This window comes from Nostoc sp. DedQUE02 (genome assembly GCF_034531035.1).
Taxonomy (GTDB): Bacteria; Cyanobacteriota; Cyanobacteriia; order Cyanobacteriales; family Nostocaceae; genus Nostoc.
Genome location: NZ_JAVRBY020000024.1, coordinates 15,050 through 35,611, shown reverse-complemented (window position 1 = coordinate 35,611; position 20,562 = coordinate 15,050). Strand labels below are relative to the sequence as shown.

At 41.6% G+C, this 20,562-nt stretch carries 22 protein-coding genes and 1 pseudogene; 17 read left to right on the top strand and 6 right to left on the bottom strand.

Going from position 1 to position 20,562, the window contains the following annotated elements; genetic code table 11:
- Positions 1-28 precede the first annotated feature (28 nt).
- The 3 genes from RMX98_RS18895 to acs all read right to left on the bottom strand — a co-directional run bounded on the left by RMX98_RS18895 (position 29) and on the right by acs (position 4,319).
- Positions 29-1,228, bottom strand: a complete 1,200-nt coding sequence (locus RMX98_RS18895; protein ID WP_322677687.1) for a nucleotide kinase domain-containing protein — start codon at positions 1,226-1,228, stop codon at positions 29-31.
- Between the two features lie 173 nt (positions 1,229-1,401).
- A complete protein-coding gene (locus RMX98_RS18890) occupies positions 1,402-2,082 on the bottom strand; it encodes a tetratricopeptide repeat protein (RefSeq protein ID WP_322677686.1) in 681 nt (226 codons plus the stop codon).
- 263 nt (positions 2,083-2,345) lie between these two features.
- Positions 2,346-4,319, bottom strand: a complete 1,974-nt coding sequence (acs, locus tag RMX98_RS18885) for an acetate--CoA ligase (protein ID WP_322677685.1) — start codon at positions 4,317-4,319, stop codon at positions 2,346-2,348.
- A 519-nt stretch (positions 4,320-4,838) separates the two neighbouring features.
- Here acs and RMX98_RS18880 point away from each other — a divergent pair.
- The 10 genes and pseudogenes from RMX98_RS18880 (at position 4,839) to RMX98_RS18835 (ending at position 12,141) form a co-directional block, all read left to right on the top strand.
- Complete coding sequence (locus RMX98_RS18880) at positions 4,839-5,483, top strand: restriction endonuclease subunit R (protein WP_322677684.1); 645 nt, start codon at positions 4,839-4,841, stop codon at positions 5,481-5,483.
- 54 nt (positions 5,484-5,537) lie between these two features.
- Positions 5,538-6,241, top strand: a pseudogene (locus tag RMX98_RS18875) (Uma2 family endonuclease).
- Positions 6,242-6,333: 92 nt separating this feature from the next.
- Entirely contained in the window at positions 6,334-7,023 is a 690-nt protein-coding gene (locus RMX98_RS18870) for a hypothetical protein (RefSeq protein WP_322677683.1), read from the top strand.
- A gap of 68 nt (positions 7,024-7,091) precedes the next feature.
- Complete coding sequence (locus tag RMX98_RS18865) at positions 7,092-7,532, top strand: hypothetical protein (RefSeq protein WP_322677682.1); 441 nt, start codon at positions 7,092-7,094, stop codon at positions 7,530-7,532.
- A gap of 306 nt (positions 7,533-7,838) precedes the next feature.
- Positions 7,839-8,036 carry a hypothetical protein gene (locus RMX98_RS18860; RefSeq protein WP_322677681.1) on the top strand — a complete coding sequence of 66 codons (198 nt, stop codon included), beginning with the start codon at positions 7,839-7,841 and terminating at the stop codon, positions 8,034-8,036.
- A 152-nt stretch (positions 8,037-8,188) separates the two neighbouring features.
- Positions 8,189-8,536, top strand: a complete 348-nt coding sequence (locus RMX98_RS18855) for a hypothetical protein (protein WP_322677680.1) — start codon at positions 8,189-8,191, stop codon at positions 8,534-8,536.
- Positions 8,537-8,567: 31 nt separating this feature from the next.
- Positions 8,568-9,821 carry a MotA/TolQ/ExbB proton channel family protein gene (locus RMX98_RS18850; protein ID WP_322677679.1) on the top strand — a complete coding sequence of 418 codons (1,254 nt, stop codon included), beginning with the start codon at positions 8,568-8,570 and terminating at the stop codon, positions 9,819-9,821.
- Between the two features lie 47 nt (positions 9,822-9,868).
- Positions 9,869-10,099, top strand: a complete 231-nt coding sequence (locus RMX98_RS18845; protein ID WP_322677678.1) for a hypothetical protein — start codon at positions 9,869-9,871, stop codon at positions 10,097-10,099.
- A complete protein-coding gene (locus tag RMX98_RS18840) occupies positions 10,077-10,742 on the top strand; it encodes a flagellar motor protein MotB (RefSeq protein WP_322677677.1) in 666 nt (221 codons plus the stop codon). Before RMX98_RS18845 ends, RMX98_RS18840 begins: the two co-directional genes overlap by 23 nt.
- 13 nt (positions 10,743-10,755) lie before the next feature.
- Complete coding sequence (locus RMX98_RS18835; RefSeq protein ID WP_322677676.1) at positions 10,756-12,141, top strand: EH signature domain-containing protein; 1,386 nt, start codon at positions 10,756-10,758, stop codon at positions 12,139-12,141.
- Positions 12,142-12,162: 21 nt separating this feature from the next.
- Here the strand turns inward: RMX98_RS18835 and RMX98_RS18830 are convergent, their stop codons facing one another.
- Together RMX98_RS18830 and RMX98_RS18825 are read right to left on the bottom strand one after the other, a co-directional pair.
- Positions 12,163-12,516 (bottom strand): DUF5615 family PIN-like protein, encoded by a 354-nt coding sequence (locus tag RMX98_RS18830; RefSeq protein WP_322677675.1) that lies wholly within the window; start codon positions 12,514-12,516, stop codon positions 12,163-12,165.
- The gene (locus RMX98_RS18825) at positions 12,513-12,749 is read right to left on the bottom strand and encodes a DUF433 domain-containing protein (RefSeq protein ID WP_069068569.1); all 237 of its coding nucleotides are present in this window, start codon (positions 12,747-12,749) and stop codon (positions 12,513-12,515) included. Before RMX98_RS18825 ends, RMX98_RS18830 begins: the two co-directional genes overlap by 4 nt.
- Positions 12,750-12,789: 40 nt before the next feature.
- Between RMX98_RS18825 and RMX98_RS18820 the strand changes: the two genes are divergently transcribed.
- The 3 genes from RMX98_RS18820 to RMX98_RS18810 all read left to right on the top strand — a co-directional run bounded on the left by RMX98_RS18820 (position 12,790) and on the right by RMX98_RS18810 (position 14,827).
- Entirely contained in the window at positions 12,790-12,921 is a 132-nt protein-coding gene (locus tag RMX98_RS18820; RefSeq protein ID WP_322677674.1) for a hypothetical protein, read from the top strand.
- 99 nt (positions 12,922-13,020) lie between these two features.
- On the top strand, positions 13,021-13,743 hold the full coding sequence (locus RMX98_RS18815) for a TerC family protein (RefSeq protein WP_322677673.1): 723 nt from the start codon (positions 13,021-13,023) through the stop codon (positions 13,741-13,743).
- Between the two features lie 886 nt (positions 13,744-14,629).
- On the top strand, positions 14,630-14,827 hold the full coding sequence (locus tag RMX98_RS18810; RefSeq protein WP_322678729.1) for an NblA/ycf18 family protein: 198 nt from the start codon (positions 14,630-14,632) through the stop codon (positions 14,825-14,827).
- Positions 14,828-15,021: 194 nt separating this feature from the next.
- Here the strand turns inward: RMX98_RS18810 and RMX98_RS18805 are convergent, their stop codons facing one another.
- On the bottom strand, positions 15,022-16,080 hold the full coding sequence (locus RMX98_RS18805) for a glycosyl hydrolase (RefSeq protein WP_322678730.1): 1,059 nt from the start codon (positions 16,078-16,080) through the stop codon (positions 15,022-15,024).
- Between the two features lie 224 nt (positions 16,081-16,304).
- Here RMX98_RS18805 and RMX98_RS18800 point away from each other — a divergent pair, with 224 nt between their 5' ends.
- The 4 genes from RMX98_RS18800 (at position 16,305) to RMX98_RS18785 (ending at position 20,289) form a co-directional block, all read left to right on the top strand.
- Complete coding sequence (locus RMX98_RS18800; protein WP_322678731.1) at positions 16,305-16,514, top strand: hypothetical protein; 210 nt, start codon at positions 16,305-16,307, stop codon at positions 16,512-16,514.
- Positions 16,515-16,578: 64 nt separating this feature from the next.
- The gene (locus tag RMX98_RS18795; RefSeq protein WP_322678732.1) at positions 16,579-18,243 is read left to right on the top strand and encodes an FAD-dependent oxidoreductase; all 1,665 of its coding nucleotides are present in this window, start codon (positions 16,579-16,581) and stop codon (positions 18,241-18,243) included.
- Between the two features lie 382 nt (positions 18,244-18,625).
- Entirely contained in the window at positions 18,626-18,805 is a 180-nt protein-coding gene (locus RMX98_RS18790) for a hypothetical protein (protein ID WP_322678733.1), read from the top strand.
- Positions 18,806-18,900: 95 nt separating this feature from the next.
- Positions 18,901-20,289 carry an ATP-binding protein gene (locus tag RMX98_RS18785; RefSeq protein ID WP_322678734.1) on the top strand — a complete coding sequence of 463 codons (1,389 nt, stop codon included), beginning with the start codon at positions 18,901-18,903 and terminating at the stop codon, positions 20,287-20,289.
- Positions 20,290-20,562 lie beyond the last annotated feature (273 nt).

The window sequence follows — 20,562 nt, the reverse complement described above, 5'->3', positions numbered from 1 at the left end:
AATTACTGCTGAGTTATGATACCCAGTTTTATTCAAATAAGCACAATTGTTGAGATTTTTCTATTTGTGTATTCTGTAAAGCCTTTGATCTTTTACTTTTGTGCTTAAATTGAGACTCCTTATCAGATGTTTTATAAGCTTTTGATCCATTTTCTATAATTAGAGACGTTGCTTTTACCGTTGAGTCTAATTCCAAAGACAATTGCTGATAACTATTATTGATTTGTTGTAAACTAACAATATCTAATTTTGGCAATTTATGTCCTACGTTTTCTTGAATTTTATCGTTAAGTTGCCATTTAGGTGGATAAAAATAATCAATTGGTTGAGGCGTTGAAGTAAATTTTGATTTTATTTTTTTGCGATTACTTTTCAAATCAGGAAATGCTGCTCGGCAGTATTTATCAGTTTCACAAAAAAGATTTTGACAGTCTATAGCTTGTAGCAGACGACCCCAGAGTGATTGAAAATTTAACCCTAATCGTTGAAACTCTCTTTCTTGATTTTCAGTCATCCAATGAATTATATCAGTATATGTTTTACCATCTGTATCAATGAAACACTTGCTGATACCACGTTCGGCTCCTGGGCCTGCTATAGTAAAACTGTTTTCGTCAAAGTTGATAATTTCACTGTAGTTAATATCTGTCGCTAATTGGTAAGCCATAAACTTACCTAACAATGGATATCCTTGAATGATTTGAAAAACGTCTTCAAACTTTTTTGCTTTAACTATGCGATTGACTACTCTATCTTGTATAACCATTTTATCAATTAATGCCAAATGATTCTGGTGTTTTTTATCATAACCAAACTCTTTGCTGGCACAAGACATATATGCACTGGTATAAATGACATATCCAAGATTCATAGCCTCTTGTAATATATCTGAATATACATTTGAATCGAAATTAGACAGTGTAATATAATCTCCTATTTTTTTTTCTAAGTATTCCCATGTTTCGATTTTATTAAAGATTTTAAATAGCAGAATCCGTAAAATTACTTCTTCTTCATTCTTGCTTCTATTTTCATCGTAAATTACGTTTTTGATCAGATATTGTGAAACGCGATCGCTTGCTCGATATGCATTACAAAATTTATAAGTATTAATAATCGGGTCACTCGTCCACGGTGGTGGTAAGTTGTTAATTTTGTTGAAAAATACTTCCTGGCGCATAGCAGCAAATCGCCAATAAGTATCAAAAATTTCTTGTCTTACTTGCATACACGGTTCTCCTCGTTTATTGTTATCAGTTTCAAACTTGTTTTTTATTCATAAGCGAAGATTATGCGACAACTGCCGCATAATCTTCCTACCCGCTCGCATTTCTGGCAAAGCATCCTTAAAGCCGATCGCAGCAACTCTTTTTAACTTTTATCCACTGAATAATATGATTTTCAGGAAACACTAGGATCTTCAGCAGTTTTGATCTCTTTTAAAATTCGCTCAACTTGGTTAACTTTTTCACCTCTATTCTGTTCTTTGAAAATATTTAAAGCTTTTTCTAAAGAAGATAGCGCCTCATCTTTTTTATTTGTTTGCCACATTGCTAAGGCAAAATTAGTCAGCGCCTCGCCATAATTCGGATTAATTTCCAGAGCTTTCTTATATTCGGTAATGGCTTCTTCCCAGCGACTTTGACTTGCGTAAACCATACCGCTTGCATTGTATGCTAGAGCATATTTTGGCTTGAGGCGAATAGCTTCTCGATAGGCGCTAATTGCTTCATCTGATTTTTTTTGCTGAAAAAGCACGTTTCCTAATTGAAAGTGCCCAAAAGCATCTTCTGGGAATTTTTTAATAAATTGGCGTAAATTTTCTTCTGCACCTTTAAAGTCTCCTTGACTATACAAAGCATTAGCTTGTTGGATTAGCTGCGATCGCTGTGGTGAATCTGTACCTGAAGCTTGTGCTATTTTTTGTGGTTGTCTCTGTGCAGACTGTTCTGGCGAATGCAAAGAAACTTGTCCAGGAACCGCTAACACTAATGGTGATATCCCCATTACACTGATAATACTCAGCATCATGCAGCCAATAGGTTGAACAAATGCTGATTTGGATTTGCACTTCACCTTCATCGCCCTGAATGCCTCAATAATGTTCTAATCTTTATGATAAATTGGGCTGTGTTAGCGCGTAATGCATCACAAGAGAGACGATAAGGGCGCATATATATGCACCCCAATACTTGTCGGGTTTTGGGGAAAAGGGGCAGGGAAAAGGGGAAAGAAAAAACCTTTAACCTTTACCCCTTAACCTTTTCCCAAATCCAATTCCGAGTTAGAAATCCACAAAGCGTGCAGTATTGATATGCGCCCTTATTAAGCTAATTTGGAATTATTTACACACCTTCTCGTAACTTATCCAACACACCCCGATCTTCCAATGTGGAAGTGTCACCAGATACCTCTTGTCCGGCAGCTAGATTTCGCAATAAGCGGCGCATAATCTTACCCGATCGCGTTTTGGGCAAAGCGTCTGTAAAGCGAATTTCTCCCGGACGTGCGATCGCACCTATTTCTTTAACAACGTGCTGCTTAAGTTCTTTACTCAGTTCCTCAGTTGCCTGATAAGTACCTTCTAAAGTCACAAAAGCCACTACTTCTTCACCCTTAAGTTCATCCGGTTTACCCACTACCGCCGCTTCTGCAACTGCTGGATGCGACACTAAAGCTGATTCTACTTCCATTGTACCAAGTCGGTGTCCTGATACATTCAATACGTCATCCACACGACCCATTACCCAGAAGTAGCCGTTTTCATCTTGTCTTGCACCATCACCGGCAAAGTAAGTATAGTTACCATTTTGAGGTGGAATGTGTTCCCAGTAGGTGCGGCGGAAGCGTTCTGGATCGCCGTAGACTGTCCGCATCATTCCTGGCCACGGATGGCGCACCGCTAGATAACCGCCTTCGTTATTGGGTACAGTGTTTCCTTCTAAATCTACGACATCTGCAATAATTCCTGGGAAGGGAAGAGTTGCGGAACCGGGTTTAGTAGGAATTGCCCCTGGTAGCGGTGTAATCATGATACCGCCGGTTTCTGTTTGCCACCAAGTATCAACTATTGGACAACGTTCTCCACCAATAACTTTGTGATACCACATCCAAGCTTCGGGGTTAATCGGTTCGCCGACGGTTCCCAGCAGACGCAACGAAGACAAGTTTCGCGCATTGGGATGTTGTTCTCCCATCTTAATAAATGCCCGAATTGCCGTAGGTGCAGTATAAAAAACATTAACGCCGTATTTTTCAATTACATCCCAGAAACAGCCAGGATTAGAAGCACGGGGCGCACCTTCATACATCACCGTGGTTGCACCGTTGGAAAGAGGGCCATATACTATGTAGCTGTGTCCCGTAATCCAACCTACATCGGCGGTACACCAATATACATCTGTGTCTTGCAGGTCAAAGATCCACTTGGTGGTGATATGGGTATACAAATTATAACCAGCAGTTGTATGCACTACGCCCTTCGGTTTGCCCGTGCTGCCGGAAGTGTACAGGACAAACAGCATATCTTCGCTATCCATTGGTTCGGCGGGACAATCTGCTGATGCACCTTTTTGCAAATCATGCCACCAATGATCACGTCCCCCCAATTGCATATAAGTTTCTTGTCCGGTACGCTTGACAACGAGGACATTTTCAACACTGGGAACAGCACCATCAGCTAAGGCTTTGTCTACCTGTTCTTTGAGAGGAACGATCGCATCTTTGCGCCAACCACCATCAGCCGTGATTACCAGTTTAGCTTGAGCATCGATTAAGCGATCGCGTAAAGCTTCGGCACTAAAACCACCAAATACTACGCTGTGGGGTGCGCCAATTCTGGCACAGGCTAACATTGCGATCGCCGCTTCGGGAATCATCGGCATATAAATACCAACGCGATCGCCTTTTTGTACGCCTAGTTGCTTCAATACATTGGCAAACTGGCAAACTTCTCGGTGCAGTTGGGCATAAGTGAGGGTACGCGAATCACCTGGTTCTCCTTCCCAAATCAATGCTGCTTTATTTTTGCGCCAGGTAGTGAGATGTCTGTCAAGGCAGTTGTAAGAAATATTTATCTTACCACCAACGAACCACTTCGCAAAAGGCGGTTGCCAATCTAATACTGTATCCCATTTTTGGAACCATTCTAATTCTTTTCCAGCCAAATCTGCCCAAAATTGCTGCGGATCGGCTTTGGCTTGGTCGTAGAGACGCTGATAGTCATCCAAGCTTTTAATATGGGCATTCTGCAAAAATTCACTAGGAGGATGGAAGAGGCGGTTCTCTTGGAGGATTGATTCGATATTTGGTTCAGACATAGTTACTTATGAGTGCGATCGCTATTGTGATTAAAAACTATTCTTAGCCCAGTTGTGCTAGACACTATTTAGATTTTCGTTAAGCTAGGTAGAAATTGCTGAGTTATTTAGTTTACATTGATTTTCATCTAGCAAAAGCAAGCGATCAAGAAATTTAAAGAGGTTACATTGGAACCTATAGGACTCATATTTGATTTTTGAAAAAAATTCGGTACACCTTAATCTTCTAAAATCCTCTTGCCTATTGCAAGAGTGCCTATTGCCTACTAAGCCAAGTGATTTCAGTAATCAAACCGGATTCCTATATCTACCAAACTGACAATTCAGGTCATGTTGTGGAAAAGCTAACGATTAACCTAACCCCCTAACCCCCTTCCCGATGCTCTAAGGGGGAAAATTTAAAGTCTCTCTCCTTTTAGGAGAGAAATTTAGAGAGAGGTTTTCCACATACTGTGAAAATTCATATCTACCGCCAATGTTGCAAAATATAAGTAATCTTGACAAAAAACGCCTGAAATTATGCCCCTCACTGTCGAAGCTAGCAGCTTATCTCTCAACGATGTTCATCGCTTTCTCAAACTGGAAAAGCTTTCTAATGCTTCATTTACAGACTTCTTAACTTTAGAACCACTCTCTGAGTTTGAACAGCAGGATTTATTAAGAATCAGAAACGACTTTGATCGTTATCTAAGCGATCGAAAAATTTCTGAAGGGTTGGTTAAATTTTTAACGATCGCACCATTAATGCGGCTAGCTGGATTTTACGATGTACCGATTCGGTTGACAATGGAAGATAGCATTGCGATCGCAGTCGAAGATGAAGACAGAAGAATTACCGGACGGATGGATATTTTAGCAATCAACAATCCTCAAAGTAATATTGCACCGCCTTTTTGGGTTGTAGTAATTGAAACGAAAAATAGTGCGATTGAAGTGGGTGAAGGTTTGCCTCAATTACTCGCTTATGCTTTTAAAAGTTTAGAACAACAACCATCTGTTTGGGGTTTAGTAACTAACGGACTACGTTATCAATTTGTTTATTTAAGACATGACGAACAGTCAATTTATCAGTTAATGCCATTATTAAATCTGAATGAATCTCCTGGTGCAATTGAGTTATTACAAGTTCTCAAAGCCCTCTGCAAGTTACCGAATTTTCAGTAAAATAAACGTATAATTGCGGGGCGATCGCTGATATCTGAACCTGCTACTCTATAAATCATCTCTGATAGGATTTCAGAGGACGAAGTTATTTTTCCTTCTGGTGATATACTGAGTGACGAACCACCGTTGGAAAGTGACTTACACCGAAAGCAAATCGATTTGCTAATTCGCATCCTCAAATTATGGTGGCGAGATAGGCAAGATTTTTATGCTTCTGGCAATTTGACCATTTACTATAGTCATAACCAGAAAAAATCAGAATATTTTCGTGGCCCAGATTTTTTGTAGTTTTGGGAACCCAGAAAAAAGACCGTAAAAGTTGGGTAGTTTGGCAAGAAGACGGCAAATATCCCAATGTGATTGTGGAAATTTTGTCAAGTTCAACGACAGCAGTTGATAAAGGTTTAAAAAAACAAGTTTACCAAGATACATTCCGTACACCAGATTATTTCTGGTTTGACCCTGTAACAATGGAACTTCAGGGATTTCATCTAGTTGATGGTAAGTATCAAGAAATCCAAGGAACCACTGATGGCCGTTTGTGGAGTCAGCAGTTAGAACTTTATTTGGGAGTTTATGAAGGTAAATTAAGATTCTTCACTACTGAAAATCAATTGATACTATCATCAGAAGAATTGGGGGAACTTGAACGTTTACGTGCCGAACAGGCAGAAGAACGTGCCGAACGAGCAGAGCAAGAAATTGCTCCACTGCGGGAGGTTTTACGTACACAAGGCATCAACCTAGAGAATATTTAATGACATCAGGAAATTAATTAAAGACATTTTCAAGTTAAAATCTAGTTAAAAGTGTGTAAAAAAAGCGTAATCTTCTGAAAGTAGGGCATCGTTTGCAAGCAACAGAAATTAAGGATCAGCTAAAGTCCCTTATCGAGCAAGCCTCCTCGATAGATCATAATTTAGCGAGAAGATTAGATGAAATCAATCGTTGGATAAAAGACATCAAACCAGGTTCCCTGACTGCAAAACCTTTTGTCATTGCCTTTCTGTTAGAGGTAATTACGGATTCGACAATTTGGCTGATAATCAAATCCTTACCGTCAGAAGAAGAACAAAAAGCAAAGTTCGAGCTGATGACGCCGATTGAGAGATACTGGTATGGTTATTTATTTCCCAGATGGTTTAATGCAAGTGACTCCAAGTTTTATATTTGGAAGCAAAAATTGATGGCAGGCGAATTTAATCAGGTAGATGATGATATCATTAAATCAATAGCCCAAGATATTGTTCAGCGAGAAGGTAGTTTTTGGCAGCGTTATATAGCCGACCTTTCAATGGCAACAGATTTAATTGTTAGTCGTAACAATCAACCACTGTGCATTCAAGTTACCAGTGTTAGTGAAGAACTTAATCACCAAAAGTATGAAGCTTGGCAAAATACACTGCGATCGTGGGAAATCGAGAGGGGGCTGTTCTTAAGTTACAATCCCAAGGATGCTAATTTTGTCAACCAGTTAGTCAACGTGGCCCTGTATAACAGTGATTACCTTTCTGGTGGCAAATATTTAAAATTTTCGTGACTTTTCAGGAATTTGAGATTTCGGGTTTGTGTTCTAGCCTATATACTTACGTGCTAATTACAGCTTTTATGCCTAATAAAAGAGAAACTCACTGCAACAATCAAGTAGATACATTTGCTGAAGCTTTAGCAACGGCGCGACAAATGCAGCAAAACTGGCTAACTTATGGAGTTGATTTTGTCAATATTTACGTTGAAGATGTAGAGGGAGACTGGCTAGAAACGTGGGGACATGACGAGATTTTAGGTAATTTTCAATTAGATACTATCAAAGAATTTTTGGTAAGTAATGATAGTGTAGCTGTGAAGGTAAGAGAGCATTTAGGAGAGCGATCGCTGTTTGATTTTGCAGTAAACTTAGATGAATCTTGGAGAATTTCTGAAGTAAATGACAGGCTATCTGCTGTCAGACAGTTGTTAGCTGGTGAAGGAAATAGCATTGATACAGATAATATCAGGTTCTTAGATTTAGTAAATAGTTTGGTGGGAAAGCTGGCAGAGATTTTGTGAAATTTGAAATTATTGTAGTAAATTGCTTTCAGACGCTATTTACATTTTTTAAATCCTCAATGTAGATTGTGGATAAAAATATCACGCACAAGGTAGGATAAGCAAAGGCTTGGGTCGCTCATAATTATAAATATTGAAGCATTTGTTGTAAACATTCAAATGTTTCTTATTAAGATTGAAACAATTGTGATTAACATTCAAGCATTGATAATAAATGTTTAAGCATTTGTTATAAACATTCAAATGTTTCTTATCAATGTTGAAATAATTGTGACCAACATTTAAGCATTCGTTACGAACATTCAAATGTTGCTTATCAATGTTGAAATAACTGTGACTAATGCTGAAAGTGTATTAGACGTAGGTTGGGTGGAGCGGAGCGCAACCCAACATATACAGGATGTTGAGTTACGCAAATCCTCCAACGCCACTTGCTACAATGCGGGAAACCACAAGGGCGTAGTGGCTCCGCAACCTACAATTTTTTTGCAACAAACATTTTAGCCTTGACACGCCACTACACTTTTTCAACGTCTAAAGAGCAGTTTGGCATCAAAAACTACTTTTATAAATATAGCTTTATCAACAAAAGTTAAATAAGTTTCCCTTTTGGGAATTATAGACCTACTGAAGCTCAAGCAAGTAGGTCAAAAGCATTGATTAGTGAAACTGCAAAACTATTGTATCCCTCAGTCGAAAAATTGGTTAACGAAATTGTGGCGGTTAACCACGCTTGGAAAGTGGCTCGTGAATTATTTGGACAAGATTCACCGCTATCTATTTCTTCGCGGGATTTAAAAACCTGTTTGCAGGTGCGTCTATTGCGAAGCTATGCACCAGAACAGGTTTATTTAATTGAGGACAAAAAGTCTGAGGGTGAGCCACTTTACAGCTTACGTCTCCGAAAACTTATAGGAAACCGCCTCGATGCAGAACATCTCCCAATGCGGGTAGATCAAGAAGTTCTTGCGGATAAAGAATTAGAGCAATTTAAAAAGATATAACCAAAATAAATAAGAGGGGTACAGCGTCAAAATGGCAAAAGTTTGGGGCATTATTTGGCATAACGAACCTTTTCATTGGGCAATTGCTTTTGTATTATTAGTCGCAATTCTTGTCGAGTTTTACACATTAGGGCAGTATTGGCGTTCAGAATGTGGCACAACTAGAGCCTCTATTAAGTTTTTGAGTAATTTGAAAAAGGGTAAAAAGATAAAGCTTTCAAACGGAGTTAACAAATGGTTAAAAGACCATATAGGAACCGATGACTCTAGTAGGTTTAGACAGCAAGATGGTAATTACATACTGATAAAATATCCATCTGTCTTAGCCCGTCCAATACCTCGAAGTTCCCTGCGTTTTGTGACAACCTTGTGTACTGCCATTGGGCTTTTAGGAACCTTTTATGGTATACAACAAGGACTCCAAGGAATCAATTTATCTACAAAAGATACCAACGAACTAATGACTGCCAGTAAAGAGCTACTGGTAGGAATGAAAACAGCTTTTTCCACTTCCATGATGGGGCTTGGTTCTGGTAGTGTATTCACTTTAGTTTTGTTTGTATGTGATTCGGGACGGCAGGCAAAGCGTGATAGTTTACGCCATAAACTCAATGCGATCGCAACTTTGAAAACAACAGATAATAGCAATAGCAATCTAGTTGAAGCATTTATCCGTGTAGGAAATAAGTTGTCAGGGTTAAACCAACCCAGTGCTGAAGCCATCGGTCAAGCCGTAGGTAAGAGTATTGCAGAACAAAATGCCAACCGCGAAGTAGCTGAAGCACTTAGTCTTGTAGCAAAAAACTTAACCGAACTAAAGCAGCTAAATGCAGAAGCCATTGGACAAGCTGTAGGTAAGAGTATTGCAGAACAATTTGTCGGTTTAAATCAGTTGTCAGCCCAAGCTATTGGCCTAGCCGTTCGTCAGCAGATATTTCCAGCTTTAGAAGCAATTTTCAAAGAGCAGAAACAACTCCGAGAACTCCAAGAAAATCAGGGACAGAGAGTTTTAGAAGAACTCATCAAGGATATGCGAGTTCAGGTACTCGAACCGATTGCAGATCGACTAGATAAAAGTGCAAAGTTAACTGAGCAAGCTTCCACAGCAGTGCTAATACTGCATAAAGAACTCGGTGGTATCTCTGAAAGTTTGGCAAGTTCCATTTTAACAATTCAGAACTTTCAACAAGAAACTTTGGTAGAACTCCAGAAATTTGCTAACAATTTGGGAGACACTCTAAATCACTTCAAAACAGATACAAGAGGTGTTTTACACAACGATTAATTCAACTGCGAGAACTCGCTTGTAATATTGGTGAACAAGTGCAAACAGTGGACAATTCATACAAAAATTTGAATGAAAAATTTGACAATAGCCTTCAGTCTTGGCAGAGTCATCTTGAAGTTTCTATGCAAAGGAGTGTTAATTCACAGTTAAGCTTTTTCCAAGAAGCAGATACTTCTATGTCTAGAGTTTGCGGACGTTTACTACAGACAGCAGAAGTGCTGCGTGCTGCACTCGATAACCACCAATTTATTAATGGTAGAAGCAATCATGGATGATTTTATCAGAGGTGAAATTGATGCAGAAATTATAGAGGATGATGACTCTAGTATTTATCTGTCTATTGCCGATCTGATGTCTAGTTTACTAATGTTTTTTGCTTTGCTCTTTATCACTGTACTACTCCAGCTTGCACAAAAAGATGTACCAAAACGGGTAGTAATTGGTAATGTTGTTGGGCAGATGAAAAGCAACAATATCAATGTCAAAGTTAACCCAGAAACTGGAGATGTAAGTATCCAAGAATCAATTCTTTTTGCCAAGGGAAGTACCGAGCTTAAACCAGATGGTAAAGCTTTTTTACGCCGCTTTATTCCCGTTTACAGTGGAGTGATTTTCTCAAAACCAGAATTTGAGCAGGAAATTAGTCGCGTAGTTATAGAAGGTCACACTAGCTCAGATGGAGACGATAAGACCAATCTACAACTAAGCTTGTTGCGATCGGCATCAGTTTACAAATACATTTTTTATGAGATGAATTTCCTTACCAAAGTACCTTTAAGCCAGAAAATACTAGCTGCTGGTCGTGGAGAAATTGAATCTGATAAGAAACATGATAATCCAGACGATCGCAAGGTAATTTTCCGTTTTCAGTTTCGTAGTGATGAGTTAAAGAAAAATATCACCAAAACTTCTCTTTAAAGGAGAAATAATCTTGAATTATCAGTTTTCTATTCCTTCCCTACCTGAAACTCCTCAGTGTAGTCCTAATCAACTTATTCAGCTTGCAAGTAACTTACCAGATGTAACAATATCAATCCCAAGTGTTGATAAAGTATTGGAAGCTATTGAACAGGGTAAAGCTGATCAAATAAGTAAGTTGGACTGGATTTATTGCATCCATGCTAAAGCACAGTGGGATCAGCAAAATATTGACCGATCCGGGAAAACATCAGCAGCCATTTGGAACGTAGCAATTTCTAATTTATGGTTGCAGCATCAGCTAGTGTGGCGTTTAGCTCTTTATTATGGCGATCGCCAAGAACAGGCGTTAGCACAGTCTATAGCTAAATCTTTTGATATTTTTGCTAGTTCTGGTTTAGTTAGTCACCTGCTACCAGTTCAAATTATTCGGGCGCTTCGCAGTACACAAGCAGGTATAGAATTAGCAAAAATTGCTTGTGAAAAGCGTGTTAATCGAACTGGATTGCTAAACATAATCAAAGAAGATTTACCTATTTGGATTCCATTATTCAGCACGTTTATAGAAGAAATAACTCCCTATTTTACTACAATTTGCTCTCCAAGTCAGCAGCAAGTAAGATGGTTGTTAAGTTGTTTGGATGAAATGTCAGAGAGTCAGCAAATAAAAGCTGTTGATCATTTACTCACTAATGTTTCTAATGATATAGCAAGCAATCATTCTGTACTGATTGATTGGTTGAAACACAACTATAGAAATGGTGAAAATTGGTATAAGCTTTCAGATTCAGCAAGGCAAAGACTTCGAGAGTGGATTGGAGGTATCAATTATGCTGATTTCCAAAAGCTAGTAGATATAATATTAAACAAGCTCGATTTGCAAAAGTTCGAGTCAGATCGGCTACGTAGTCGCAGAAAGTTTTGGGCTAGTTACAGTAACCGCTTTGAACGGCTTCGCATCTTGTTACCTAAGACATCACAAATTGCCATAGGGTATCAAATCCAAGGTGATATTGATCTATTACAGGATGATGGTAGCGACTCGACAGAGGTTTGTATATTTGATTTCGGCGAGTGGTTTGTAGTCGAATTCTTTCGCGGAAGAGGTAGTGAGATGCTCTTGCTTCCTAACAATTCTAGAAATCAGCAAATTCTCTTTGGTGAATCCACACTTTCGGTGAAACGAATTCGTTGTCTTGGTGGCGATAGGCACGATCATGTGTTTCTTTGGCAGTTTTTTTGCCGTCAATGGCTTGCAAACAAGGGAATTAACCCAAACCCAGGTATTAAACCTTACACAAACCCGACAGCAGATGAATTACGAGATCGAGAAAACCAGCTTGAGCGGTGGCAAAGAGAGATTGAACGTCTAGAAAGGGAAGCTAGAGCCTACGTGTGATGTTAGGAATTTTTATAGAAACTACTGAAGCACAATAATGGTGTCTCGATTTATTTCAATATAGGAATGCTGCTTAAACAATTCAACTATAGATTGGAAGTTAGCTATAAATAGAGATTCCAATTCTGAGTTATTGATATTCCCTGTCGTGATTAAAAGGAGTTTATAAGGTTGCTGAACTGTTAAAAAAGAGTTGACAAAATCCACATCTTTAGTAATTAAAATTCGATTTTGTTGAATTGATACGGTATTAATCTCATTATCTGGCGTAGCATTTTCCCTTGGTAAGTCTCTGGTGTGGATCGTGTCATAACCTAAAGTTTTGAGAAAACGGGCAAGACGAACTGGTAACTGAGCATCGACAATAAATTTCATGAGGCGATTCGATGAATGCTTTTGACTTGGCTGAGTCGAGCGGCAAATAACAAGACAGCCAAAATATCTTTAGATTCTAAATCGTCATAATCTGCCAATATTTCCTCAGTAGTCATGCCAGAACTGAGCAGTTCCAAAATAAACTCAACTGGATAACGAAGTCCTCGAATGCAGGGTTTACCGTGGCAGATATTTGGATTATGAGTGATGCGTTGTAGAAGTGTGTTATCCATAAACTCTTACCATATTTTTGTTGTCATCTTCTAATTCTAGATGCGAACTGACAGCAGTCCATTGCGATCGCACCCAGCAGATGTTAAAACTTTGGGTGTATTGACTTATACGCAAATTACCCCACTCGTAGGGCGATCGCACAGATTTAACCCCCTTCAAAATGCACCATAACCACGTTAAGCTGAATTAGAGTGGCAATTTATTGCGCTTTTTAATATGCAAATCTCTGTTCTTGTCAAATTTTAATTTTTTCTGCTTGAGAAACCCGGAATGCTAGACCAAATTTTTGATTACCTCGACTTTCATTTCAGCATTGAAGCCCCGATAGTTCTGCTGATCCTGGTGCTTTTAGAGGCGCTGTTATCTGCCGACAATGCCATCGCCCTCGCTGCGATCGCTAGGGGGCTGGAAGACGAAGAACTTGAGCGTAAAGGACTCAACTTTGGTTTAGTCGTTGCTTATGTGCTGCGAATCACCTTGATTCTCACTGCCACTTGGGTACAACAATTCTGGCAATTTGAATTATTGGGCGCTGCTTATCTGCTGTGGTTGGTATTCCAACACTTTACCTCGGAAGAATCTAAGGACGATCACCATCACGGGCCGCGTTTTAATTCATTGTTGCAAGCCATACCCGTGATTGCATTTACAGATTTGGCATTTTCTTTGGATAGCGTGACAACTGCGATCGCAGTTTCTCAAGAAAAATGGCTAGTGCTGACGGGTGCAACAATTGGTATTATTACGCTGCGATTCATGGCGGGATTGTTTATCCGTTGGCTAGACGAATATGAAAACCTAGAAGACGCAGGCTATGTAACTGTAGCCTTGGTGGGCTTGCGCTTGTTGTTGAAAGTGGTCAACGATAGTTTAGTTCCACCAGAATGGATCATGATTGCTGCCATCTTCCTGATTTTAGGCTGGGGATTTTCCAAGCGTGTTGCCACTGAATTGCCCCAAGTAGAACCAGAAAAGAGCGAAGTCTCGAAATAAAAAGAGCAGGGGGCAGGGGGCAGCACTTCGTCTCATTTCGGCTACGCGGAAATCGAGCGACTTGCACTGAGTTTTGACACTTCGACTACGCTCAGTGCATCGCTACGCGGTAATCGAGCGAAGTCGAGATTCAACTACCGCGCAGTCGTTGTGAGTCGAGATTCAATGACCAACGTGGAAATCGAGCGACTTGCACTGAGTTTCGACTACGCTCAACTACCGCGCAGTCGTTGTGAGTCGAGATTCAGTGACCGGGGGGAAGGGGGAAAGAGGGTTTTCCGATTTTTGCATAGATGTGGTAACTGTAACTAATTAGCCGGACATGATATGAAACGGCCGATTGCTGGAGAGGGATTTTAGAAGTTGCCAAATCATCCCCCTTTCGCTGCTATGCTCCCGCATATATGCAATACCGCATTAATAATTTAGGTGTTGCTGAATCGAGGTATGAATTTGGATGTAGAGACTAGCAATTGCAACGTCTCTACAAGGATTTTGAAATAACGCAAAATTATTTTTCTATACCGCAATCAGCAACGCCATAATCTATTTGCAGCTGCAAGGATGTATTCGAGACACTGCTGCAAAATATGGAGGAATGTGAAAGCGTCTGGCTGGGGCAGACTGACGAACGTCACCAGGATATCTGGGGTATCAACCGGAGGACATATATTAAACCATTAATTTGCCATAATCCCAGATTTGTAAATATTTTGTTATACTAGTTAACAGAAGTTCATGTTTAGGGGTAACACGGCTAAGTCGGGGAATGCCTAATAGCTTAATGAGTCTATTACTGCTAATGGCAGCTAGGTATGGACGCTTCTTCTCAAGATTGCCAACATTGACCTTTTAGTTTTCGCCTAGTTGGGCGATTGAACCTGCAATGAATCAACCCATAACATTATCTTTAGAACAAGAATTTAGCCTGAGAACTTTCGCTGACCAAGTGCAGCAGATGTCTCGTGAACAAGCTCAAGAGTTTTTGCTTATGCTCTATAAGCAGATGATAATTCGGGAAACGACTTACCAAGAATTGCTTAAACATCAGTGGGAAATTGGTTCAGACCCAAACTTTGGCTAAAGCATACCTTGGAATATGAGGATGTATTGCGGATATAACAAGTTCTCTCGAAATGCGATCGCTAGTTGCAGTATCAACTTTGGTGCGATCGCATTTGTTTAATGTCTCAAATCAGCTACTTATGACGCTTGACACTGGGTGCGATCGCAGATCCCAAGTTTGTAACCACTCACCCTACGGGTAAGTGTAGAGTATTATTCACCCCAACGATGCCACTGGCAAAAATCTGTTCCGGCACTCACAGCTAAACCAATTTGGTGCTGTGAAGATAGTTCATCGTGGCCACCTTCGTTTGCGCCAATGTAGTACATACGGAAACTGCCATCATTCATTGCTACTACACAAGGCGTGCCTACTGCCCGTGCATCCCAACGACCAGAACCCTTTTGAGCATGAGAAAAGATAGCACCTCCAACTTCTTGCCCACGATGTTTTTGCCAATGAATCCCATCCTCAGAAACAGCTAGACCGATGGAGTGATAACCATTGCTGTTAACACCTTCGTAAAACATTACGTACTGTCCGTTTATTTTCAGAACATTGCGAGTACCAATGCCTCTCTCATCAAAACTTCCAGACTCGCCTGGCTCTAAAATCTCACCAACTTTTTGCCAATTAAAACCATCGTCAGACACAGCTAAACCGACTAAGAATCCTCTGTCAGGATTTAAGGTATGGTAGTAAAGTTTCCAAGTTCCATCATCATCAGGCAAGACTTGTGGCCAGGCGCAAAACAGGGCATCAAACTCCCCTGCCTTACCCAAATCGAGAAAAGCTCCTTGATAATTACCTTCCAACCGTACCCAATTTATACCATCACGCGAGATAGCACAGCCAGGGCGCATATTTAACCCTTTAGCTTTAAAGCCTGCCATCTCAACAACTGTGTGGTCTCCACCGAAATACCACATCCAATAAAGACCATCGTGGAAGTAGACATTGCTCACACCAACATGGGCTGAGTCAAACCGACTAGAATCTCGGTTAGGCTCAAAGACAGCCCCCATAGTTAATAATCCCTGGACGCGTTGCCAATCAATTCCATCAGCAGAAATCGCTAAACCACAGCGACCAGTGGGTAAATTGATTTGCCGATCAAAGGACGCATCTCGACCGTAGTACCACATCTTCCAAGTTCCATCGGGACAGTATAAGACTTGCGGCGAAGAAACTCGTTCAGAATCCCACCAGCCTTCAGTTCCAGGCATTAAGATCAATCCCGGTTCATGATTTGGGGTTTTTGGGTGACTCATAAGAGCGTCAGGAAACACTATATTTAATCCAATTTCAGATTACCCTGAATGACCAAAATAGTTTTATGATTCTCTACGAAAGCATTTTTGAAATTATTTAGGTCTACAACCAAAATATTCTCAAGCTCACTCTGGAACCTGGTGAATCACCTTTAACTGATTCGTGTAATGCTAGTGTTAAACCTTCTTCCAGGGTCAAATAAAGTTCAGGGAGATAAAAAAGTATGGCTGAACACCCATTTCATGACCAACTGAGTTTAGAAGAACAAACTGAAAAACTTGGAAAGAAAGCAGTTAGCTTGGGTTTGATTCCAAGCTTTGTGGTACATTACTTTCTCGATACTTGGGTATTTTATATACCTAATGAAAGTCAATCAGAACCTCTGACACCAGAAGAGGCATACTTTCGTTTAAAGCAATTGGTTAAAGAGTAGATATTTTAACGACGGATTTTTGAAGATAACGGCTAGGCACTGCAATTGTTGAGTAACAGTAGTTATGGCGAAACCAGCAATTTTAACCGTCGATGACGATCCAGAAGTTTTACAAGCGGTGTCACGAGACTTGCGGTATCAGTATGGCGATCGCTTCCGCATTGTCCGGGCAGATTCCGGGATCACGGCTCTGGATGTGGTACAGCAGCTCAAATTACGGAATGAAGCAGTTGCTCTATTTCTAGTGGATCAAAGAATGCCCCAAATGGGAGGCGTGGAGTTTCTTGAACAGGCAAAAGGCATTTTTCCCAATGCGAAACGCGCTTTGTTGACGGCCTATGCAGATACCGATGCTGCGATTAAGTCGATTAATAGTGCCAGACTTGATTATTACTTACTCAAGCCTTGGAATCCACCAGAAGAGAGGCTATATCCGGTTTTAGATGATTTGCTAGATGACTGGCTAGCTGGATTTTGCCCGCCTTTTGAAGGCATTCGAGTCATTGGTAATCGCTGGTCGCCTTTTTCACATCAGGTAAAAGATTTTCTAGCACGTAACCAGGTTCCATTCAAGTGGTTAGATATTGAACTGGAGCCGGATGCCGCAAAATTAGTAGAATACGCTCAAGCTGATGGCAGACAGCAATTACCATTGGTGCTGTTTCCCGATGGTTCCCGGTTAATTCAACCATCTAATTTAGAGATTGCCGCTAAAATTGGACTGCAAACTCAAGCAGAGCGACCCTTCTATGATTTAGCGATCGTCGGTGCTGGCCCTGCCGGACTGGCAGCCGCCGTCTATGGTGCTTCCGAGGGATTGAGTACTGTCTTAATTGAGCGTGAAGCGCCAGGAGGACAAGCAGGTACGAGTTCGCGGATTGAAAACTATTTGGGCTTTCCTGTTGGCTTGAGTGGCAGTGATTTGGCAAGGCGGGGAGTCACCCAGGCGCGGCGATTTGGGGTAGAAATTCTCACTCCTCAAGTAGTAACTGGGGTTCGATTGGAAGATCCTTATCGGATTCTGCAATTGGCAGATGGTAGCGAGATTAGTTGCCATGCACTTTTAGTTGCAACCGGTGTTTCCTACCGTTGGCTAAATGTTCCAGGAGCCGATAAGCTCACAGGAGCAGGAATTTATTACGGTGCTGCTATGACTGAGGCGATCGCTTGCACCAATGAAGAGGTTTACTTGGTAGGCGGGGCAAACTCTGCCGGACAGGCAGCAATGCACTTTTCTAAGTATGCCAGCAAAGTGATTATGCTGGTGCGGGGTGAATCACTCTCATTGAGTATGTCCCAATATTTGATTGACCAAATTGCTGCCACTGAAAATATCAAAGTTTGTACAAGTTGCAGCGTTGTAGAAGTTAAAGGAGAGGAACATTTAGAAGCAATTGTAATTGCCCATGCCAAAACTGGACAAACCGAAACCGTACCAGCGCGATCGCTGTTTATTTTCATCGGTGCTAGCCCCAAAACTGATTGGCTTGATGGTGTTATTCACCGCGATGCTCACGGGTTTATCATCACAGGGCCAGACTTAGTGCATAATGGCAAATCTCCTCGTGGATGGAATTTGGAACGGTCTCCTTTCTTATTAGAAACCAACATTCCGGGAATCTTCGCAGCCGGAGATGTCCGCTACGGCTCAATTAAACGCGTGGCATCCGGTGTGGGAGAAGGTTCGATCGCCATTCAATTCGTTCACCGCTACCTAAGTAATGTTTAACTGAAACGGTCAAAAGAGGCAGGGGAGCCGGGGGCAGGGGGCAGCACTTCTCTACGAGAGGCTTCGCCAACGGCTACGCTCAGTGACCGGGGGCAGGGGAAGCAGGGGAGGCAGGGGAGGCAGGGGAGCAAAAGCTGAATTTTTCGTTGCTCCCCCCTTTGGGTTTCCCAGAGGGAGGCTGGGAGGGAGAGGTTCGTCGAACTCACGTTAACGTAGTGGACTGACACAGCTAAAATAGTGCAATAAATTTTCTTGTGGGGCGGGCATCTTGCCCGCCAATTAGGACGGGCTAGAAGCCCATCCCACAAGAGTTTGCTAATGCACTACTTTAGCCTTGCCACGCCAGTAGGGTGGGTTAATTGTTGCAAGTCGATGATTAGCATTGCAAGTCGATGCAATGGCATTGCAGGTCGATGCATTAGCATTGCAAGTTGATGCAATGGCATTGCAAATTGATGCATTAGCATTGCAGGTCGATGCAATGGCATTGCAAGTTGATACATTAGCATTGCAGGTCGATGCATTCGCATTGTCATATAATGTCCGCTTGATTACTTATTAAACTCGAAGAACCCCACCCTGCCAAAGCTATGCTTTGTCTCCAGACTTGTGTCTACACCGTAACCTGCTCCCCTGCACACTGAAGGAGGTTCATTTATGCTATGTGTTGAAGAATTAATCAACTTAGATCCGTTTCAACAACTTCCCCAAGAGCGATTGCAGTGGGTTTGCGATCGCACCCAAACAGTTGAACTTTCCCCCGGAGAAGTGTTGTCCCATGAGGGAGACCCTGTATGTCGCTTATTTATCTTAGTCAAAGGTAAAATCAACATCACCCGCCGCAGTGAAGGAGTTGAAATTCCCATCGGGCAACACGAAGCCCCATCCTTTTTTGGTGAAATTCCAGTACTCACAGATGAACCAGCACCTGTGACAATGCGGGCATCGGCAAATTGCCATATCTATGAAATGAAGGGAGAAGATTTCCGTACACTGCTGCATGAATGTCGTGATTTTGAGCGGATGGTTTTTCGGATTATGCAACGTCGTGTCCGGGGGCTAGAGTCTTTCATTCGTGGGCGGGAAAAGATGGCAGCTTTAGGGACACTTGCCGCCGGTCTAGCTCATGAACTCAACAACCCAGCCGCAGCTCTCGTTCGGACTTTAAAAGAAATGCCCGCCGCCATCTTAGAGTTACAACGAATGAACTTAGTTTATGGGCAACGCAATGTTGACGAAGCCCATACTCAGCACTGGTTTAAAGTACGCGATCAAGGCTATGATGCGATTTTGAATAATCGTCTAGATCCGGTGACATTAAGCGATCGCGAAGACATATTGTTGGAATGGTTAGAAGACTATGGTGTGAAGCAGGCGTGGAAATTAGCAGAACCTTTAGCGGAGGGTGGTGTTGAGGTCGAAACCCTAGAGCAACTCATGGAACGTTGGCGCAACGACACCACGGAATTGCGAGAAATGGGATTGCACTGGCTAGCGCTTTCCTTTGAAGTCATGTCGATGATTAAACATGGTTTGCGAGGATCTGAGAGGATTTCCGAACTTGTGCAAGCGATGAAGTCTTATTCTTACCTCGATCAAGGCACTCAGCAAGAAGTAGATATACATCAAGGCATAGAAGATACCTTGCGATTGTTTGCTCATAAACTCAAGTGCGGTGTCCAAGTGCAACGCAATTACGATCGAGGTCTTCCGAAAATTCTTGCCTATGGCAGTGAACTCAATCAGGTGTGGACAAACTTAATTGACAACGCCATCGATGCAATGGATAGTAAGGGACTGCTGGAAATTACAACATACCATTGCGATCGCTATGCCCATATTGACATCATCGATTCTGGTAGTGGAATTCCACCTGAAATTAAAACCCGCATTTTTGAACCTTTCTTCACCACCAAATCAGTAGGGCATGGTTCAGGACTTGGTTTAGAAACCGTTCGCCGGATTGTAGAAAATCGCCATCACGGTACGCTTTCATTTGAGTCGCAGCCAGGTAAAACTTGTTTCGCCATTTGCTTGCCCTTATAGGGTAGGGGCAGGGGGCAGCACTTCGGCTCATTTCGGCTACGCGGAAATCGAGCGACTTGCACTGAGTTTCGACTACGCTCAACTACCGCGGCGTCGAAGTGAGTCGAGATTCAATGACCAACGCGGAAATCGAGCGACTTGCACTGAGTTTCGACTACGCTCAACTACCGCGGCGTCGAAGTGAGTCGAGATTCAGTGACCGGGGGCAGGGGGCAGGGAGCAGGGGGAGCCAAAACCCTAATTTATCGTTGCTCCTCCCTTTCCCCGTGGGAG

Excerpts from the sequence above, each read along its gene's own strand:
- RMX98_RS18795 (WP_322678732.1), top strand. The coding sequence starts at position 16,579 with ATGGCGAAACCAGCAATTTTAACCGTCGATGACGATCCAGAAGTTTTA.
- RMX98_RS18815 (WP_322677673.1), top strand. The coding sequence starts at position 13,021 with ATGCTAGACCAAATTTTTGATTACCTCGACTTTCATTTCAGCATTGAA.
- RMX98_RS18880 (WP_322677684.1), top strand. The coding sequence starts at position 4,839 with ATGCCCCTCACTGTCGAAGCTAGCAGCTTATCTCTCAACGATGTTCAT.
- RMX98_RS18805 (WP_322678730.1), bottom strand. The coding sequence starts at position 16,080 with ATGAGTCACCCAAAAACCCCAAATCATGAACCGGGATTGATCTTAATG.
- acs (WP_322677685.1), bottom strand. The coding sequence starts at position 4,319 with ATGTCTGAACCAAATATCGAATCAATCCTCCAAGAGAACCGCCTCTTC.
- RMX98_RS18785 (WP_322678734.1), top strand. The coding sequence starts at position 18,901 with ATGCTATGTGTTGAAGAATTAATCAACTTAGATCCGTTTCAACAACTT.
- RMX98_RS18820 (WP_322677674.1), top strand. The coding sequence starts at position 12,790 with ATGCGAACTGACAGCAGTCCATTGCGATCGCACCCAGCAGATGTTAAA.
- RMX98_RS18825 (WP_069068569.1), bottom strand. The coding sequence starts at position 12,749 with ATGGATAACACACTTCTACAACGCATCACTCATAATCCAAATATCTGC.
- RMX98_RS18850 (WP_322677679.1), top strand. The coding sequence starts at position 8,568 with ATGGCAAAAGTTTGGGGCATTATTTGGCATAACGAACCTTTTCATTGG.
- RMX98_RS18810 (WP_322678729.1), top strand. The coding sequence starts at position 14,630 with ATGAATCAACCCATAACATTATCTTTAGAACAAGAATTTAGCCTGAGA.
- RMX98_RS18895 (WP_322677687.1), bottom strand. The coding sequence starts at position 1,228 with ATGCAAGTAAGACAAGAAATTTTTGATACTTATTGGCGATTTGCTGCT.
- RMX98_RS18860 (WP_322677681.1), top strand. The coding sequence starts at position 7,839 with ATGTTGCTTATCAATGTTGAAATAACTGTGACTAATGCTGAAAGTGTA.
- RMX98_RS18800 (WP_322678731.1), top strand. The coding sequence starts at position 16,305 with ATGGCTGAACACCCATTTCATGACCAACTGAGTTTAGAAGAACAAACT.
- RMX98_RS18830 (WP_322677675.1), bottom strand. The coding sequence starts at position 12,516 with ATGAAATTTATTGTCGATGCTCAGTTACCAGTTCGTCTTGCCCGTTTT.
- RMX98_RS18890 (WP_322677686.1), bottom strand. The coding sequence starts at position 2,082 with ATGAAGGTGAAGTGCAAATCCAAATCAGCATTTGTTCAACCTATTGGC.
- RMX98_RS18865 (WP_322677682.1), top strand. The coding sequence starts at position 7,092 with ATGCCTAATAAAAGAGAAACTCACTGCAACAATCAAGTAGATACATTT.
- RMX98_RS18840 (WP_322677677.1), top strand. The coding sequence starts at position 10,077 with ATGGTAGAAGCAATCATGGATGATTTTATCAGAGGTGAAATTGATGCA.